The sequence below is a fragment of the Cohnella sp. genome, assembly GCF_041641335.1.
In the GTDB taxonomy this organism is placed as follows: Bacteria; Bacillota; Bacilli; order Paenibacillales; family Paenibacillaceae; genus Cohnella.
Genome location: NZ_JBEPYQ010000127.1, coordinates 1 through 17,313, shown reverse-complemented (window position 1 = coordinate 17,313; position 17,313 = coordinate 1). Strand labels below are relative to the sequence as shown.

At 58.3% G+C, this 17,313-nt stretch carries 17 protein-coding genes; 3 read left to right on the top strand and 14 right to left on the bottom strand.

The window, feature by feature from the left end:
- Positions 1–449: 449 nt before the first annotated feature.
- The 7 genes from ACESLM_RS27960 to fur form a co-directional block, all read right to left on the bottom strand.
- Positions 450–1,265, bottom strand: coding sequence for a response regulator transcription factor (locus tag ACESLM_RS27960; RefSeq protein ID WP_372637326.1), 816 nt, complete (start codon positions 1,263–1,265; stop codon positions 450–452).
- Positions 1,262–2,950: a cache domain-containing sensor histidine kinase gene (locus ACESLM_RS27955; protein ID WP_372637324.1), complete on the bottom strand. Its 1,689-nt coding sequence runs from the start codon at positions 2,948–2,950 to the stop codon at positions 1,262–1,264. The genes ACESLM_RS27960 and ACESLM_RS27955 overlap by 4 nt, the downstream gene beginning before the upstream one ends.
- 129 nt (positions 2,951–3,079) lie before the next feature.
- Positions 3,080–3,859: an inositol monophosphatase family protein gene (locus tag ACESLM_RS27950; RefSeq protein WP_372637321.1), complete on the bottom strand. Its 780-nt coding sequence runs from the start codon at positions 3,857–3,859 to the stop codon at positions 3,080–3,082.
- Positions 3,860–3,890: 31 nt separating this feature from the next.
- Positions 3,891–5,585 (bottom strand): ABC transporter permease, encoded by a 1,695-nt coding sequence (locus ACESLM_RS27945; protein ID WP_372637319.1) that lies wholly within the window; start codon positions 5,583–5,585, stop codon positions 3,891–3,893.
- A complete protein-coding gene (locus ACESLM_RS27940; protein ID WP_372637316.1) occupies positions 5,582–6,694 on the bottom strand; it encodes an ABC transporter ATP-binding protein in 1,113 nt (370 codons plus the stop codon). The genes ACESLM_RS27945 and ACESLM_RS27940 overlap by 4 nt, the downstream gene beginning before the upstream one ends.
- Positions 6,695–6,919: 225 nt before the next feature.
- A complete protein-coding gene (locus tag ACESLM_RS27935) occupies positions 6,920–7,939 on the bottom strand; it encodes an ABC transporter substrate-binding protein (RefSeq protein ID WP_372637313.1) in 1,020 nt (339 codons plus the stop codon).
- Positions 7,940–8,198: 259 nt separating this feature from the next.
- Positions 8,199–8,681 (bottom strand): ferric iron uptake transcriptional regulator, encoded by a 483-nt coding sequence (gene fur, locus ACESLM_RS27930; RefSeq protein ID WP_372637310.1) that lies wholly within the window; start codon positions 8,679–8,681, stop codon positions 8,199–8,201.
- 258 nt (positions 8,682–8,939) lie between these two features.
- On the opposite strand from fur, the gene ACESLM_RS27925 reads away from it, so the two are divergent.
- Positions 8,940–9,221 carry a toxin-antitoxin system YwqK family antitoxin gene (locus ACESLM_RS27925; RefSeq protein WP_372637308.1) on the top strand — a complete coding sequence of 94 codons (282 nt, stop codon included), beginning with the start codon at positions 8,940–8,942 and terminating at the stop codon, positions 9,219–9,221.
- Between the two features lie 139 nt (positions 9,222–9,360).
- On the opposite strand, the gene ACESLM_RS27920 is transcribed toward ACESLM_RS27925, so the two are convergent.
- The 5 genes from ACESLM_RS27920 to uxuA all read right to left on the bottom strand — a co-directional run bounded on the left by ACESLM_RS27920 (position 9,361) and on the right by uxuA (position 13,886).
- On the bottom strand, positions 9,361–10,020 hold the full coding sequence (locus ACESLM_RS27920; protein WP_372637305.1) for a bifunctional 2-keto-4-hydroxyglutarate aldolase/2-keto-3-deoxy-6-phosphogluconate aldolase: 660 nt from the start codon (positions 10,018–10,020) through the stop codon (positions 9,361–9,363).
- Positions 10,021–10,058: 38 nt separating this feature from the next.
- Complete coding sequence (locus ACESLM_RS27915) at positions 10,059–11,036, bottom strand: sugar kinase (RefSeq protein ID WP_372637302.1); 978 nt, start codon at positions 11,034–11,036, stop codon at positions 10,059–10,061.
- A gap of 65 nt (positions 11,037–11,101) precedes the next feature.
- Complete coding sequence (locus tag ACESLM_RS27910; RefSeq protein WP_372637299.1) at positions 11,102–11,755, bottom strand: GntR family transcriptional regulator; 654 nt, start codon at positions 11,753–11,755, stop codon at positions 11,102–11,104.
- 197 nt (positions 11,756–11,952) lie between these two features.
- Positions 11,953–12,801, bottom strand: coding sequence for an SDR family oxidoreductase (locus ACESLM_RS27905; RefSeq protein ID WP_372637296.1), 849 nt, complete (start codon positions 12,799–12,801; stop codon positions 11,953–11,955).
- Entirely contained in the window at positions 12,798–13,886 is a 1,089-nt protein-coding gene (uxuA, locus tag ACESLM_RS27900; RefSeq protein WP_372637293.1) for a mannonate dehydratase, read from the bottom strand. The genes ACESLM_RS27905 and uxuA overlap by 4 nt, the downstream gene beginning before the upstream one ends.
- A gap of 185 nt (positions 13,887–14,071) precedes the next feature.
- Here uxuA and ACESLM_RS27895 point away from each other — a divergent pair, with 185 nt between their 5' ends.
- On the top strand, positions 14,072–14,977 hold the full coding sequence (locus ACESLM_RS27895; protein ID WP_372637290.1) for a helix-turn-helix domain-containing protein: 906 nt from the start codon (positions 14,072–14,074) through the stop codon (positions 14,975–14,977).
- Here the strand turns inward: ACESLM_RS27895 and ACESLM_RS27890 are convergent.
- Entirely contained in the window at positions 14,955–16,139 is a 1,185-nt protein-coding gene (locus ACESLM_RS27890) for a Gfo/Idh/MocA family protein (protein WP_372637288.1), read from the bottom strand. The genes ACESLM_RS27895 and ACESLM_RS27890 overlap by 23 nt on opposite strands.
- 208 nt (positions 16,140–16,347) lie before the next feature.
- On the opposite strand from ACESLM_RS27890, the gene ACESLM_RS27885 reads away from it, so the two are divergent.
- Positions 16,348–16,818 (top strand): SRPBCC family protein, encoded by a 471-nt coding sequence (locus ACESLM_RS27885; protein WP_372637285.1) that lies wholly within the window; start codon positions 16,348–16,350, stop codon positions 16,816–16,818.
- A gap of 52 nt (positions 16,819–16,870) precedes the next feature.
- Here the strand turns inward: ACESLM_RS27885 and ACESLM_RS27880 are convergent, their stop codons facing one another.
- The gene (locus ACESLM_RS27880; RefSeq protein WP_372637282.1) at positions 16,871–17,131 is read right to left on the bottom strand and encodes an alpha/beta fold hydrolase; all 261 of its coding nucleotides are present in this window, start codon (positions 17,129–17,131) and stop codon (positions 16,871–16,873) included.
- Positions 17,132–17,313 lie beyond the last annotated feature (182 nt).

Genomic DNA, 17,313 nt, shown 5'->3' with positions numbered 1-17,313 from the left:
CGCCGTCATTCAGCGAAACACTTTGTCGTTATCCCCTCCATTCAGTTCACGCCACCAGTCCTACCGCTTTTTCTCCCCTTTTGCCGCTATCCCTTTGAGTCAGTTGAGAGTTACGTCCAATCGCGTACCGATTGCATCCACTCTTTCACAATCTAATCCGGATCGGGAGGATGATCCACTGATAGAAACGGAGAGCTTATCGCTAAACGCCGCTAACCATATATCTGAGCCGTTGGGATACCGGGAAATGGAGGATATGTCATTCGAATCCGATCTCCCAGAGGCGAACGACCAACCTGACTGGACGGGATACCGGCAAAAGAGGCAGAGAACGATAAACTCCGCCACCGGATCTCTACATCCGCATTTCACATTGGGCATGCCATTGTGCTAAAAAATCGAGCTTCGTCTCCCGAATGGCGCCCCAAAAAGCCGCAAGCGGCGTGCGCTTACGGCTCTCGTGTCGTTCCCGCGGGTTCGGGGACGTAATATTGGCGGAATTCGGTGGGGGTCAGGCCGATCTGTTTCTTGAACAGGGTGCTGAAATAGCGTGAGTCGGGATAGCCGACCTTGTCCGCGATCTCGTACACCTTGTTCCGCTCGTCCATGAGCAGCTCCGCGGCTTTTTTGATCCGGTAGTTGGTGCAGTATTCGAGGAACGTATACGAAGTTTTATTCTTGAACAGCTTGCTCAGGTAGCTTTCGCTGATATGCAGATGATCGGCGATGTTCTTGAGCGAGAAATTGCGCTCCACGTTCGCCTCGATATACGCGATCGCCTCGGCCAAATACCGGTCGTTCGGCTTCGCGCCGCCTCCGGGAGCCAGCTTGCCCGGCAAGCCGACGCTCTCCGCCGAACGTTCCCGCCGCAGCGCCAGATCGTACTTGCGCTTGCGGCCGACCGCTTCCACCGTCTTCGCCAGCACGGCGTCCAGCTCCGCGTCGTCGATCGGCTTCAGGATGAACCCCTGCGCCCCGAGATCGACGGCCGCCTTGGCGTACTTGAAATCGCTGAAGCCGGTAATGAGAATAAACTCCGTATCGCTCGTCTCTCGCACCTTGCGCATCATTTCGATGCCGTCCATGCCCGGCATGCGGATGTCGGTGATGACGATGTCCGGACGCAGCTTGCCGATCAACCTCGCGCCCTCCAGTCCGTCTCCCACTTCCCCGATCACCTCGCAGCCGTAGTCGTGCCACGGCGTCGTCATGACCAGGCCTTTGCGCAGCAGCTGCTCGTCCTCGATGACCATGATTTTGATCATGCCGTCTCCTCCTTCCGGCGATACGGAATCCGCAGCGACACCCGGGTGCCGGCTCCGGCTTCGCTCTCGATGTCTAGCCCGTAGGCTTCCCCGTAGTAAAGCCGAATCCGATTATGCACGTTGCTGATCCCGATGCCGCCGTGATGCGTCCCCTCGCGAATGGCGGCCAGCGTCTCTTCGTCCATTCCGATGCCGTTGTCCGCGATCTCCAGATGCAGCTCGTCCCCGCGTCTCAGACAGACGAGGCTCAGATCGACGCTGCCGACCTTATTCTCGAAGCCGTGCACGATCGCGTTCTCGACGAGGGGATGGAGCAGCAGCCGGGGGATGACGGCGTCCAGCGCATCGTCGTCGATGCGAATATCGACGCGCAGCCGATCCGCGAACCGAATGCGCTGAATATACAAATAGTGCTCGATCAGCTCCATCTCCGCGCCCAGCGTCGTCTCCTCGTCGTCCACGTGAATCATTCCCCGCAGCAGCCTGGCGAGTTGAACGACGATGCCGCCGATTTCCTTCGTCTGGTTCATCTTGGCGTTCCATTTGATCAGATCGAGCGTGTTATAGATAAAATGGGGATTAAGCTGCGCCTGAAGCGCCTTGATCTCGGCGACGCGAAGCCGCCGCTGCTCGTCCTTGGCGCTGGCGATCAGATCCTTGATCTGCGTCGCCATGGCGTTAAAGCCGCTGGCGACGATGCCGAATTCGTCGACGCGGCGGGACTCGATCCGAACCGAGAGATCGCCCATCGAGATGCGCTTCATCGAATGCGCCAGCTCGAAAATCGGCTTGGACACGTATTTCGACAGCTTATAGGCGAACCAGAGACAGATGACGAGGCTGACCGCCGCGGCAACGGCGAACAGCGTCTGTATGAACCCCATGCTCTGCTCTACGATGGCCGCCGGAGAATAGCCGTAGACGGACAAGCCGAGCCGTTCCGAAGGCACGATCTGCAGCAGGTGGCCGCTGCCGATCTCCCCGGGCTCGCGCTCCAGCGTCCCTTCCCTCTCGGGCTGCTTCGTATGGATCACCGTGTAGGCATGTCTGTCCAGCACGACGAAGTCCATCGCGAACGGAGCGTCGTAAGCGCTTACGACGTCGGCGATCAAAGCCCGCGGAAAATCGACGATCAGGTAGCCGAGCAGCTCCCCGGACGACGAATGCAGCGTCTGAACGAGACTGAGCACGACTTTGTCCCCTTGGGGACTGTCGTACGCGTGCGGATACACGCGAATCTCGCCCTCCGCCTCATGGGCGGTGCGGAAGATGCCCCACCCGCGGTATTTGGCCGGATTGTAGATCGACGGCAGCTCCCGGGTCGAATAGTGGACGCTGCCGTCGGCGTTGATCATGTAAATGGCCGCTTTGTTTTTCTTGCCCGCCAGCAGCAGATGCATGCGCTGCTCGACGTTTTTCTTCAGTTCGGCGCTGCCGCCGAGCAGCGCCTGCCGCACCTCCGACAGCTCGCCGATCGTATTCATGATGCCGCCGTACTCTTCCGCCAGCGCGTCGAACCTCTCGGCCGCTCCCGCCACTTTGTCGTGCAGCTGCTGGCGGTACTGTTCGAGGAAAAATCGCTTCGAGAAGCCGTACGTCATCGATCCGATGATGAGCAGCGGGATGACGCCGACCAGAACGAAGAAAATAAGCAGCTTGTTGTAGAAGCTTAACGATTTCCGCATGCGGATGATCTCCTTAGGCGATTCTCGGCTGTCGAACGTATTCGGTCGTCCGCTGTCTTCTATTAGCAGGATAACGTATCCGCCAGAAGAAGCGCAACCGTTAACGCTTGGCAGCGGAACGCGGAGCGTTTATCCGGCGGCTTGAATCAGCCTGGTCAGTTCGTCGTGCACGAGTCCGTTCGTCGCGATCAAGCCGGTTTTGTCCAGCGCTTCGGGCAGCGGCTTGCCCTGCCAATCCGACGCCCGTCCCCCGGCCTCCTCCAGCAGGATCAGCCCGGCCGCCACGTCCCACACGTTCAAGTCGACCTCGAAGTAGCCGTCGATTCGGCCCGCCGCCACGTAGGCCAGATCCAGCGACGCCGGTCCCTTGCGTTTGAGGTCCTGACAGGCGGCGAACACCTTCTCCGCGGCGCGGAACATCCTCGGCGCGGACACCTGCCGCTCGTATGGAAAGCCGAACCCGAAGATACAATCCCCGGGCGCGGCATTGCGCGATACGGACAGCCGCTCCCCGTTCAACCATGCCCCGGCGCCGGACAGCGCGGCGAACAGCTCCCCGTTAAACGGATTGTAGACGATGCCGAAGCGCCGCTCCGGTCCGACGTACGCGACGGAAATCGCGACGTGCGGGTAACCGTGGATCAGATTGGTCGTGCCGTCGATCGGATCGAGAATCCATTTCGCCTTCCGTGTCGCATAGTCGTTCGTCTCGTTCTCCTCCGAGATGAACTCGGCTTCCGGCTCCAGTGCGTTTAACGCCTCGTTCAGCTCCCGCTGCACCGCCAAATCGATATTCGTGACGTAATTGGCGAACCCTTTCTCCTCAACGCTAAGCTCTTTGCTTCCATTGCGAACGATCTCTCCGGCCGCCCGCACGCAGGCGATCGTCTTTTCCATCAGATGTTCCATAATTCGTTCTCTCTCCCTCCGATGTCCACCTCTACATCATAACGCTTCTGCCGCCGGAAAATTTATTGAAAATGATCAGCGAGACGACCGTCGCCACCGACAGAATCGATGCCAGCGCCGCCGCCGTGCCGAAGCTGTCCTTGAATATTTCCGTGAAAATCGCGACCGAGATCGTCCCCGTCTTGCCCGAGAACAGAATCAGCGTGGAGCTAAGCTCGTTGATCGTCTGCACCCAGCTCAGGATGGCGCCGGAGAACAGTCCGGGCAGCATCAGCACCGCAGTCGTCTTAAAAAAGGTCCGCATTGGCGGAACCCCGAGGCTGATCGACGCTTCCTCGATGCTCGGATCGATCTGGTACAAAATCGCGGTGCTCGATCGCAGAATAAACGGCAGCTTGCGGATAACGTACGACACGACGATGATCGTTACCGTTCCGGTCAGAATGAGCGGCGCCTTGTTGAAGGCGGTAATGAGCCCGATCCCGAGCACGGAGCCGGGAATGACGTACGGGAACATCGCCAGCGAGTCGAGCAGCGAGGACAGCACCGATCTCCTGCGGACGACGACGTAGCTCAGCAGCAGGCCGACAACGACCATGATGACGATGGCGATGCTGGCAAAATAGAACGTATTGGCGATGTTCTTCGACAGCTTGAAGCCGATCGCCCTGTAGCTGTCCAGGCTGAAGCCGCTCACGAACAGCGGGCCGCGCGTCTTGATGAAGGACGTGATGAACACGACGATCTGCGGCGTGACCGCCAGCAGCGACACCGCGAAGGCAATTGCCGTCAGCAGCGAGCGCTTGCCCAGCTTCAGCTTCTGAACGGCGGGCGGGCGCAGGGCGCTCATGCGGTAGTTTTTGCGCGAGACGATATACTTCTGGACGAACAGCACGAGCAGCGCGCACAGGACGATGACGGTGCTCAGCGTGCTGGCCAGATAGACGTCGCCCCCTATGTCGCTCATGAACTCCTCGTAGACGACGACCGGCAGCACCTTGTAGCCTTCCGCGATGAGCAGCGGCGTGCCGAAGTCGGCGAGCGAGGTCATGAAGACGACGATCGCGCCGGCGCTGATCGACGGCACGATGACCGGGAACGTCAGCGTCAGCAGCTTGCGGATGCGGGACATCCCGAGATTCTCGGCCGCCTCCTCCAGCGAGCTGTCCATATTGGAGAGCGCTCCGGAAACGTACATGTAGACGAACGGGAACAGCTTAAGCGTGAACACGAGAAGCATGCCTTGAAAGCCGTAGATCGTCGGAAGCACGATGCCGATCTGCTCGAACAGGTTCGTCACGAAGCCGTTGCGCCCGAGCAGCAAAATCCACGAGTACGCACCGATGAACGGCGGGGACAGCAGGCTCAGCACGATCATGATGTTGATGACGGATTTGCCCCATACGTTAAACCTCGTCATGATGTAGGCCATCGGAACGCCGATCAGCGTCGCCAGCACCGTCGTCAGCGCCGAGACCGTCAAGCTATGCTTAAGCGTGTTGAAGTAATAGGGCGTCGTGAAAAAGTCGATGAAGTTCACGAAGCTCAGCCGGTGCGTCTCCGGGTGGTAGAAGCTCTTCAGGAACAGCGAGGAGAACGGGTAGACGAGAAACACGATCATCAGCGCGAGCAGCGTCAGGCTGACGATGATCCAGAACGACGGCTTCCTCCACCTTCTGCGCGTTCCGCCCTGTCCGATTGCCGGTCCGATCGCAGGGCTGCTCATACGATCGCCTCCCCCGTGCCGGGACGGTACAGATGCAGCTTGCCAAGGTTAAAACGAATGCCGACCCGGTCGCCGACGGAGCGAAGCACTTCGGTATCTTTGGCATATTCGTTCACCTCTACGGTCTGACCGCCGCCAAGCTCGACCTCATAGCTGATGTAGTCGCCGAGGAACGTGACGAGCGTGACGCGCCCTTGCGGCTCGCCCTCGCTCGGCTCGGCCAGGTGGATGTCCTCCGGACGGATGGCGAGACGGATTTCACCGGACGTCGTCTTCCTCGCGCCGACGGGGATCTTCCCGACGTCCCTTATGTCGACTGCCGCCGGCTCGCCCGCACCCGGGACGCTGGTGACGGCGGAGCTGCCCGCACCGGACAACGTACCGTCCAGGAAGTTCGTCGTGCCGATGAAGCCAGCTACGAACGCTGTCGCGGGCTTCGAATAGATTTCCAGCGGCGTGCCGATCTGCTCGACGACGCCCGCGTTCATGACCGCGATCCGGTCGGACATCGCCAGCGCTTCCTCCTGGTCGTGCGTCACGTAGATCGTCGTAATGTTCAGATCTTTCTGAATCTTTTTGATGGCGATGCGCATGTCGATTCTCAGCTTGGCGTCCAGGTTGCTGAGCGGTTCGTCCATGAGCAGGATCGTCGGATGGATGACGAGCGCCCGAGCCAGCGCGACCCGCTGCTGCTGTCCGCCGCTGAGCTGGGACGGATCACGGTCGCGATACTTCTCGATGTGCATCAGCTTCAGCATGTCGCCGACCCGCTCGGCGATGTCCGCCTTCGGCAGCTTGCGCGCCTTCAGCCCGTACGCGACGTTCTTCTGGATCGTCATATGTGGAAAGATGGCGTAGTTCTGGAACACCATCCCGATATTTCGCTGGTAAGCGGGAATGTCGTTCATGACCCGGTCGTCGAACAGGATCTGTCCGTCTTCGATCGAATTGAAGCCCGCGATCATGCGGAGCAGCGTCGTTTTGCCGCAGCCCGACGGGCCGAGAATGGTGAAAAATTCGCCTTCCTTAATGGAAAAATCAATGCCGTCTACCGCCGTGTTGTCTCCGTATCTCTTCGTCAGATTGCGGAAGGTTACGCTGTGGCTCATCTGATCACTCCTGTCTCGTAGTTGAACCAAGGATGCGTCAAGGGCGGACCCAATGAAATGGAGAAAGGGAATGGTTTGCCGCGAGTATTGGCTTTGAGTTGCATACCTACGAAGGTCTTATCGATCCAAGCAACTCAAAACAACCTGCCTGAAGCCGGCAAAGCCATCCCTTTCGAAATGCAATGGGCTTGCCTTTCATTGGTTCAACCTATATAGATTGCTGGATTACTGCCCGACCACAAATTCCTTCCACTTCTTCGTGATCATCTCTTTGTTGGCGATCGCCCATTCCATGTCGTATTCGACTTTCACGAGCTGGCTGAGCGGAACCATGCCCTTGGGCTCCTGCAGATCCGTCCGAACCGTGCGGCGATAGATGTCCCCGATATGGGATTGAACGTCCTTGCTGAGCAGGAAGTCGACGAACTTCTGGGCGTTCTCCATGTTTTTCGCGCCTTTGACGATACCGAGGCCGGATGTCAGCAGAGTGTTGCCGTCGGAAGGATAGACGATCTCCAGATCCGCTCCGGATTCGACGTATTTCAGCGCGCCTTGCTCGTACGTCACGCCGACGCTGTATTCGCCGTCCGCGACGCCCTTGAACGTGCCGGAGGAGCTGCTGATCAGCTTGCCGTCCAGATTGTCGACGAACCGCTTGATCAGATCCATCCCCTGCTCGCGGTCGGGTTTGGACAAAATCATGTTAACGACGGCCGTGAACGAAGACCCCGACTTGACCGGATCGGCGTGGGCGATTTTGCCCTTCCATTTCGGATCGGTCAGATCTTCCCAGCTCTTCGGAGCTTCCTCTTCCTTCACGAGCTTCGGATTGTAGATAATGACCATCGGCTCCAGGTTAAAGCCGTACCATGTGTTGTTCGGACTTTTCGCCTCGGGGATCAGGCTGTCGAGCTCGGTGCTTTTGTACGGCTCCAGCAGATCGTCGACGACCGCGTAACCGTCCACGAAACCGCCCCACAGCACGTCGCCCAGCGGATTTTCCTTCTCGGCGCGGATTCTCGCGATCAGCTCGCCCGTACCGGCCCCGACGAGGTTGACCGTGATGCCGGTCTTCTCCTGGAACTCCTTCACGATCGGATCGGACCAATCCGCCGCGTGCGAGTAATACAGCGTCAGCGAATTCGATTTTCCGCCCTCCTTGCCCTTGCCGTCGGAGCCGCAACCCGCCGCGATCACGCTTCCCGCCAGCAGTACGGCCAATGCGCCCGCCCATTTCTTTCTCATCCCGATGTCCTCCCTTGTTTGATTTACATGTTCATTGTAAAGCGCTTTCATTATAGTCACAACGTAACAATCCGGCACTTTTGTTTGTAAATTCGCACACTTTTCCCGCCTGCTACTCCCCCATAGCGCCCATGGAGCTGCACTCGCCGCCGGATTCCCTGCCGACTTACATGCCAATAGTATCGCCACTCCCCGGGGCCTAACGTAAAAAAACCTGCCTAACCGCGACGAAGCGGCTGGCAGGTTTGATTATCGCTGCTCAAGAAACGGCTTTCCCCGTTCTCTTGCACGTTTTGCTGTCGTGTTTGCAAGTCTGGTAGACGCCCATGAAATCAAGACGATGGTCGGTGACCTTGAACCCGTATTCGTTGGCGACGCGCTGCTCCAGCTCGAGCAGCCAGTCGTCCTGAATTTCCTCCAGCGCGCCGCACACCTTGCAGACGAGGTGGTGATGCATATGATCGTGCCCCTCCTGCCTGAGGTCGAAACGAGCGACGCCGTCTCCGAAGTTCATCTTCTGCACGATATGCAATTCCGCGAGCAGCTCCAAAGTCCGGTATACCGTAGCCAAGCCGATCTCCGGAAACTTCTGTCGCACCAGCATGAACACATCTTCGGCGCTTAGATGATCGCTCTCGTTCTCCAGCAGCACTTTTAGCGTAATCTCGCGCTGCGGCGTCAGCTTATATCCGTTCACGGTCAACTGCCGATTAATTTTGTCGATTTGCTCCACGATATCCATCCTATGGACACCTCCGCTTCATTAGAGTGGTATTTGTCGTTACTTCTCCATCATAGCGAAATCAGGCGAAAAAATCAAAGAAAACGCCATCATTTTCCATAATCACATTATTATACGCTTATGATTCTCCGCCAATGGATCGACGCGACCGGCCATAAAGTGACGACAAGAACATCCTATGGTAAGATTTAAGCGCATCGCGAGTCCGCGTACGGCTCGCCGCCACGGAATCATTCCAATCATAGGGAGGTAAGCATAGTGGAGAAGGAAAAGTGCGATTTGATCCATCCTAACGGCGTCAAGGAAAAGGAAATGGAAGTGGTAGAGGGTTTGACGATCAAATACCACGCCAACGGAAATACGATTTGGTCGAAAGGAAAAATGGTCGGCGATGCTCCGGACGGTTACTGGGAGTGGTATCGTGCGGATGGGACGTTAAAGCGTTCCGGACATTTCGACATGGGCGAACCCGTCGGCGAATGGGTCACCTACGACAACAAAGGAAACAAATACAAAACGACCAATCGGGATAAAAAATAATCCGTCCCCTGGCGACAACGCAAAAAACCTGCCGAACCGCATTCAATCGGCAGGCAGGTCTAGCGCTCTCCTCTCTATAACGCTCGGAGAACCTTGCAGGCTGGCTGCCGCAATCCGTCAAGACGCGACTTCGGCCCGCTTATCGGCCTCTGGCCGCCTTGAACGCCTGCACGTACTGGGCGGCGCGCGCGGCAATCAGGCTCGGATCGCCCTTCTTGGCCGCTTCGTTCGTCAGGTCGGAGCCGATGCCGACGGCAACCGCCCCCGCCGCGATCCACTCGCCGACATTGTCCAGCGTTACGCCTCCGGTCGGCATAATGTTCGCTTGCGGCAACGGGCCTTTGATCGCCTTGATCGCCGACGGGGTCGTGCTCGGGAACAGCTTGACGATATCGACGCCCAGCTCCAGCGCCTCCTGGATTTCCTTGATCGTCATGACGCCCGGCATCACGGGAATCCGGTACCGGTTGCACAGCGCGACGGTCGCCGGGTTAAGCGACGGGCCGACAACGAATTCGGAGCCGCTCAGAATGGCGGCGCGCGCCGTCTCCGGATCGAGCACCGTGCCGACGCCGATAATCGCGAACTTGTCCGGGTCGCTCGCCGTGCTGGAATATTTCGCGGCCAGCTTCTCGATCGCCTTAAGCGCCGACGGCACCGTCATCGTGATCTCGATCGCCTTAATGCCGCCCGCGATCGCCTGTTCCGCCATTTCGGCGACTTCGTTCGCGTCTTTGCCCCGCAATACGGCGACGACGCCCTGTTCGACTACGCTTTGGATCGTTTGAAGCTTCTTCATCTGATTTTCCGCCTTTCCAGTCCCTTAGGTATGATTAGTTAGCGTTCCACATGAGCTTTATTGTTCAATACGGCGTCCGCTTCCTCGCGGGTCGGCAAGCCTTCCCAATCGCCGATCATCTGCACGACGAGCGAGCCGACCAAATTACCCAGCCGCACCGCCTCGACCGGATCGAATCCGCGTAATATTCCGGACAGGAACCCGGCGCAGAAGCCGTCCCCGGCCCCGATCGGATCGACGAAATGCTTCGCCTTGAAATAAGGAACGGCAACGACCTCGTCCGGCTTGATCACGTAAGTCTCGTCGTCTCCGCCTTTGAGAATCGACTGGGCCTTTAATCGTCTCAGCCTGCCGACGATCTCGTCGAAATCGTCCGTCTCGTACAGCAGCTTCAACTCGTCCAGTCCGGGAAGGAAGTAATCCGCCTCCTCGGCAAACTCCAGCAGCGTCTTTCTGGCTTCGTCGAGCCCCCACAGCTTAAGCCGCAAATTCGGGTCGAATACCACCTTCACCCCATTGGCCTTGGCGATGCGGATCGCTTCGCGGACCGTCTCCAGGCAGTTCGGGCTAAGGGCGGGCGTAATGCCCGTCAAATGCAGAAACTTGGCCTGCGAGATGTACTCCGCGTCCAGATCCTCCGGCCTCATTCGGCTTGCCGCGGAAAACTTGCGGTAATAATAGACCGACATCTTGCCGGCAAGCTGCTCGCGCAAGATCAGTCCGGTCGGTGCGTCGGCTACCAGCTTGGCCCGAGAGACATCGACGCCTTCCCCGCGGATCGTCTTCACGATAAGACGTCCCATCGGATCGTCGCCGAGCAGGCCGAACCAGCCGACCCGGTGCCCGAGCCGAGCCAATCCCATCGCGACGGTGCTCTCCGCGCCTCCGAACGACTTGTCCAGGCTGGCGCTGTGCTCGATGCCTTTCGGCCCGCCGATGAGCAGCCCCATCGTCTCTCCAAACGTCACCACCTCGGGACGGTATGCCGCTTCTTCCGCTTCCTTGTGTACGCTCATTGCTCCTGCCTCCCCCGAAAGTTCTATACTTGGTCATCTCTTCGGCGTCTCTTGGTTCAACCGGCCTAGCTCATCTGCTTGTTGCGCCCCATTCTCCACCAGACTTCCTTCATATGGAGCACGTACAGCCGCTTGATTTCATCCTCGTCTCCGGTCTTCAGCACCTCGATCAGCGGCGTGTGGCCGACGGCGATCGACATCAGGTCCGGAAAATAAAGCTTGTTCGTAATGGCCAGAAACCGTTTCAGCTTCACCGCGATCTGCCGCCATATCTGGAGAATCGTCCGATTGCCCGACTTCTCGAAGAAGTAGCCGTGGAAGGCCATATCCAGATCGATGAACCCGAACAAGTCGTCCTCCCGCGCCGCCTGGACCATCCCTTCGTAGATGTCGGACAGCTTTCGGAAATCTTCCTCGTCCAGCCGCGGAATCGACTTGCGCACGGCATCCCATTCAATCAGCTCCCGCAAATCGTAAAGCTCCTCGATCTCCTCCTGCTTGATCTCGGCGACGATCGAGCCTTTGTTGGCTTTGCCGACGAGCAGCCCTTCCTGCTTCAACCGCTCCATCGCTTCCCTGACCGGAGCCTGGCTGATACCCAGAGCGTTGGCGATCTCCAGCACGAGCAGCCGATAACCCGGCGAGAGCTCCCCCCTGACGATCGCTTCCCGCAAACCCAAATACACTTGCTCGCTCAGCGAAGTTCCCCGTTCGTCCAATCGAAACGAAATGGCGCATCCCTCATTTATGTTATCGATAAGATTATCGATAATTTTATCGATAAGAAAAGTGTAGCACGCGGCCTACCGACCGTCAATGCTACACCTATCTTTCACTGCGTTTGCCGACTTTCGATCGGGGACATTCTCGGCCTCGAAGCTCCGGCCTCCCGAGCCAGTTCGCCGACAGCACAGCCTCAAACCCCCGAATAAGCCATAAACCCGCCGTCGACCGGTACGGTGACGCCCGTCACGAAGCCGGAGGCGGAGTCGTCAACGAGCCACAGCAGCGTGCCGAGCAGGTCCTTGGGCTCCCCGAATCTTCTCATCGGCGTATGCGTAATGATTTTGTGGGAACGTTCCGTCAGCGTCCCGTCTTCGTTCCTGAGCAGCCGGCGGTTTTGCTCCGTCAGGAAAAAGCCCGGCGCGATCGCGTTCACCCGGATGCCTGCTTCGGCCATATGCACGGCGAGCCACTGCGTGAAGTTGTCGATGGCTGCCTTAGCCGCGCTGTAGGCCGGCACCTTCGTCATCGGACTCGGCGCGCTCATAGAGGAAATGTTGATGACGACCGCGCCTTGCTTGCCGATCATTCGTTTCGCGAAAATTTGCGTCGGAATGAGCGTCCCGAGGAAGTTCAGATTCAGCACCGAGGAAAATCCGTCCACCGTCAGGTTGAAAAACGTTTTGACGTCCGGCCGGTTCAAATCCTCCGCCTGGAAAATCTCCTTGCTCGTCACCCCGTCGGGATGGTTGCCGCCCGCGCCGTTGATCAAAATGTCGCAGCTCCCGAGCGTCTCCGTCACGATTCGGTCCGCCTGCGTCACGCTGTCCGCGTCCAGCACGTTGCAGGCGACGGAGATCGCTTCGCCTCCTGAGGCGTTGATGGCATCGGCCACGGCCTGCCCTTTTTCCGCGCTCCGGTTGAGCACGGCCACCTTGACCCCGTATCGGGCCAGCTCCTTCGCCATCTCCGAGCACAGCACGCCGCTTCCTCCGGTAATAACGGCGACTTTTCCGCGCAACCTTTCCTTATAAGACGTCATCGGCCGCTCCCCTCCGCTATCGCTTTTTTCTCCCGCATAACCGAGTCCCAGACTCCCCACAGATACATGATGCCGAGCGCTCTGTCGTACAAGCCGTAACCGGGGCGGCACTTCTCGTCCCAGATGTGCCGTCCGTGATCCGGTCTCGCGTAGCCGGTAAAGCCGGTTTCGGCATACGCCCGCACGATGCCCGCGATATCGACCGAGCCGTCCTGGGTGCGGTGCGAAGTCTCGATAAAGTCGCCGTTGTCGTACACCTTCACATTGCGGATATGAGCGAACGGGATACGGCCCGCGAATTCCTTGACCATCGCCGCGATATCGTTGTCGGGATTCGCGCCCAGCGACCCGCTGCACAGCGTTACTCCGTTCGACGGGCTGTCCACGAAGTCCAGAATGCGGCGGATGTCGTCCCTGTTTTTGACGATGCGGGGCAAGCCGAAAATGGAGAACGGCGGATCGTCGGGGTGGATGCCCATTTTAATGTCGTAATGCTCGGCGACGGGAACGACTTGCTCCAGGAAGTAGCGAAGATTGCTGCGCAAATCGTCCTCGGTCACGCCCCGGTAAGCGTCGAACAATTCGCTCAGCCTGCCGAGCCGTTCCGGCTCCCAGCCCGGCATCGTAAAGTCCGGGTTGTCGGCGATTTGGCGGACGAGCTCCATCGGATCGATGTCCCGGATTTTGGCCTTTTCGAAAAACAACGCCGTCGAGCCGTCTTCCATTTCCTTGTACAAATCCGTCCGCGCCCAGTCGAACACCGGCATGAAGTTGTAGCAGATCGTCTTCACGCCGACGGAGGCCAGCTTCGCGATCGTTTTCTTGTAGTTCTCGATATAGCGATCGCGCGAAGGCAGCCCCAGCTTGATGTCCTCGTGAACGTTCACGCTCTCGACGACTTCCAGGTGCAGGCCGGACTGCTCGGACAGCCGCTTGTAGGCCATCATTTTGTCCATCGGCCATTCCTCGCCCGCCGGCACGTCATGAAGCATCCATACGATGCCCTCCACGCCGGGAATCTGCCTGATCTGCTTCAGCGTAACCGTATCGTTGCCTTCTCCGTACCATCGGAATACCATTTTCACGGCATGATCCCTCCTAGTTTTTTTGACTCTATTCCTGATCGCGACTTCGCTCTTCAGCGAAAACCGCTCATCTAGAAACGGCTTCTCGCGCAAATTGACCTCCTCTTCGCGACGTTCTTATGGTATCTTATCTCCATCGGAGATTACGCCCCGCAAGCTTCGGACAGGGAAAGGACTGCACTCGGATGACCTACGTACAAGCCTTCAATTTGAACGAGATGAAGCTCTACTATGCCTATCGGCGGACAAGCGCCGACTCCGAGCAGTTTCAAGGCACGTTCCACGCGCATCAGGGCATCGAGATTTTGATCATCCATGAGGGCAGCGGAACCCTCGTCGTCGATCAGAAAAGCTATGAAATCGCGCCCGGCATGCTGTGCGTATTCCAGCCCTATCAACTGCATCATATCCAGATGGACATTCTGCCGCATAGTCCTTTCGTTCGCACCGTCATTCAGTTCGAGCCTTCGCTCTACGAAGACTATTTCGATAAATGGCCCAGCCTGCTCGCCTTCTTCAAGCAAATCCACACGAGCAAGCTTTCTTATCCGTGCCTCTACAACCTGGACGAGAACGATCCGCTTCACGCGCTGCTTCAGCGTTTCGACCGCAAGCGCTCCTCGATCGGAAAGAGGGATGAGCCGGAGGAATTTTCTCTGTTCCTGATCGAATTTTTCCATGCCTTCAAGTCGATCTGGGAGACGAGATCCGGACAGCTCGGCTCGGGGCTCACGCGCAAGGTGCATCAGGCGGAGCGCATCCTCGTCTGGCTGGAGAGCCATTACGCCGAGCCGCTGCGCCTGAAGCAGATGGCCGCCGAGCTGCATCTGTCGCCGTACCATCTGTCCCATCTGTTCAAGGAATGCACCGGCTCCAGCATCTCCGACTACGTCACGGCGAGACGCTTGCAGCAGGCGATCAAGCTGCTGACCTCGACGGATCAGGCCGTCGCCCGCATCGGCGAAGCGATCGGAGTGACGAACTGCTCCTACTTCTGCAAGCTGTTCAAATCCCATTACGGAATCACGCCGCACCAATACCGCAAGCTGGCGCTGAAGCCTCCCGACGTTACCGCCGTCCCGCGTTCGTGACGACGATCGCGTCGCGATAGCTGCTGCCCGTCGTAATCGTCTGCGTCGCGAAATGGTCGACCGACGTCTTCTTTTCGTAGAAATGCGTCGCGTTCGCCTGAATGCCGGCTCTGGTGTAGAACGCGTTCTCCTTGTCCAGAGGAAGCTTGACCAGCTCTCCTGTGCTGGCGGAGGCATAGATAGCCGTGATCAGTTCCAGCGTTTGCCGGCCGCTCTCGCCGTCGATCAGCAGCGGCGCTCCGGTCTCGATCGCCGTCAGCACGTTGTCGATCTGTCCGGCGTGCCCTTCGTGCTCGACCTCGGGCAGCTCGTCATACAGCGACTGCAACCGCTGCTCCAGCTCCTCGTTCGGCTCGGGGAAGCCGTTGGACGTCGAGTTCGACGCTTTTACCTTCCAAGGGACGGACACCCGCGCCTTTTCTCCCTGGAAAATCAATTGCTGCTCCTCGCCGTGATGAACGACGGAGCTGGTCACTTGCCCCAAGGAACCGTTGCCGAAGCGCAGCAGCGCGACGGAAATGTCCTCGACCTCGGCGTTGTCGTGCGAGACGTTGCTCATGAACGCCTGCACCTCCGTCGGACTGCCCATCATCCACAGCAGCGCGTCGATATGATGAACGGCGTGGTTCAGCGTCGGTCCGCCGCCTTCCTTCTCCCATGTGCCGCGCCACCAGAGATCGTAATAGCAGTGGCCCCGCCACCAGAAGGAATCGACTTGCACATGGCCGATCCTGCCCATCAATCCGCCGTCCAGCACCGACTTCAGCTTCATCATCGGCGTCTTGAAGCGGTTCTGGGCGACGACGGACAACCGTTTCCCCGTTCTCCGCCGGGCTTCGATCATCCGGTCGCACTCTTCGAGAGAAGACGCCATCGGTTTCTCCACGATCACATGCGAGCCCGCTTCCATGAATTCCTCCGCCAGCGCCGCGTGCGTGTAAGGCGGCGTGCAGATCGAGACGAGGTCGATGTCTTCCCCCAGCAGCTCCTTATAATCGCCGACCGCTCGCGCGTTCAGTCCGAATTGCTCGATTCGTTGGCTCGCTTTGTCCGCGTACAGATCGGAGATGGCCACGATGCGGCACCGCTCCGGAAACCGCAAATAGCCCTCGATGTGCGCCGCCGAAATCGCCCCAGCTCCGATGATCGCCACATTTAACATGCTTACCTGCCTCCTTATGCTCTATCTGGTCCTAGCATATCAAGGAAGAGCGAATGCAAGTGACGCTACTTTGTACAAAAATGACGCTGCTTTGCGGTTATGTCTGCCGAAAGTCTCGGTTCAGACGCTACCCGAGATAGGCAGGCCGTTCGTTCATTAGCTATAATGGAGATACGTTTAACCACCTTGTCCAATAAGGAGCATAGCGATGATCCATCTCACCCGCGCGCCCGTGGCGCAAACGCAAATGCTGATCCGAAAGCCGGTCGAGCAAGTATTCGAAGCTTTCGCAGATCCGGCGATTACGACAAAGTTCTGGTTCACGAAAAGCAGCGGAAGGCTGGAGGAAGGCAAGACGATTCGCTGGGATTGGGAAATGTACGGGGTAGGCGCCGATGTCGAGGTCAAGCAGGTCGTACAAAATGAACGTATCGTCATCGAATGGGGAGCTCCGAACGCCAGCGCCGTGGAGTGGACGTTCGCGCCTCGGAACGAGGGGACGTTCGTGACGATCACGAACGCGAATTTCACCGGGAGCGGGGACGATATCGTCATGGAGGCGATCGATTCCATGGGCGGATTTACGATGGTGCTGTGCGCGCTTAAGGCGCTGCTGGAGCACGGCGTCGTCTTGACCGTCGTCGCCGATCGCGCTCCGGACAGCCGCGCGGATTCGTAATAGGCGGGGCGGCCGGGAGGACGAATAGCCGTCCATCTCGCCCGCCCCCGAATCAAGCCGTTAGCGTGGATGAGAGCCGTTCCCACGTTTCCCCGAGCCATTCGGCGAATCGCTCCGTCTCTTCGAACTGCGGATAATGAGCGGATTGCTCGAACAGAACGAAAGCTTTCTCCGGAGCTTCCAGCGTTTCGAAATAAGCTCTTGCCGCCCGAACGGAGGTCATATAATCGTACTTCCCCATCACAAAATAGCATGGGATCTCCAAGCGGCCGACGATGCGCGTAATCGGGTTTTCCCTTTCTTCCTTTAACAAAACCTCTTGAGAAACGCGAACTCCCCTATTGAACACTCCCCCACTTACGCATTTGCGTTGAAGTGGGGGATTCTTGCGTAATCACCTCATCCGAAGTGAAGTTGAGCAAGCGATCCCTGCGGTTCCCGCAGTTCTTGTTTACCTGGAAGCTTCTATTCGTTTGTCAGAAGCAAGATGTTCTT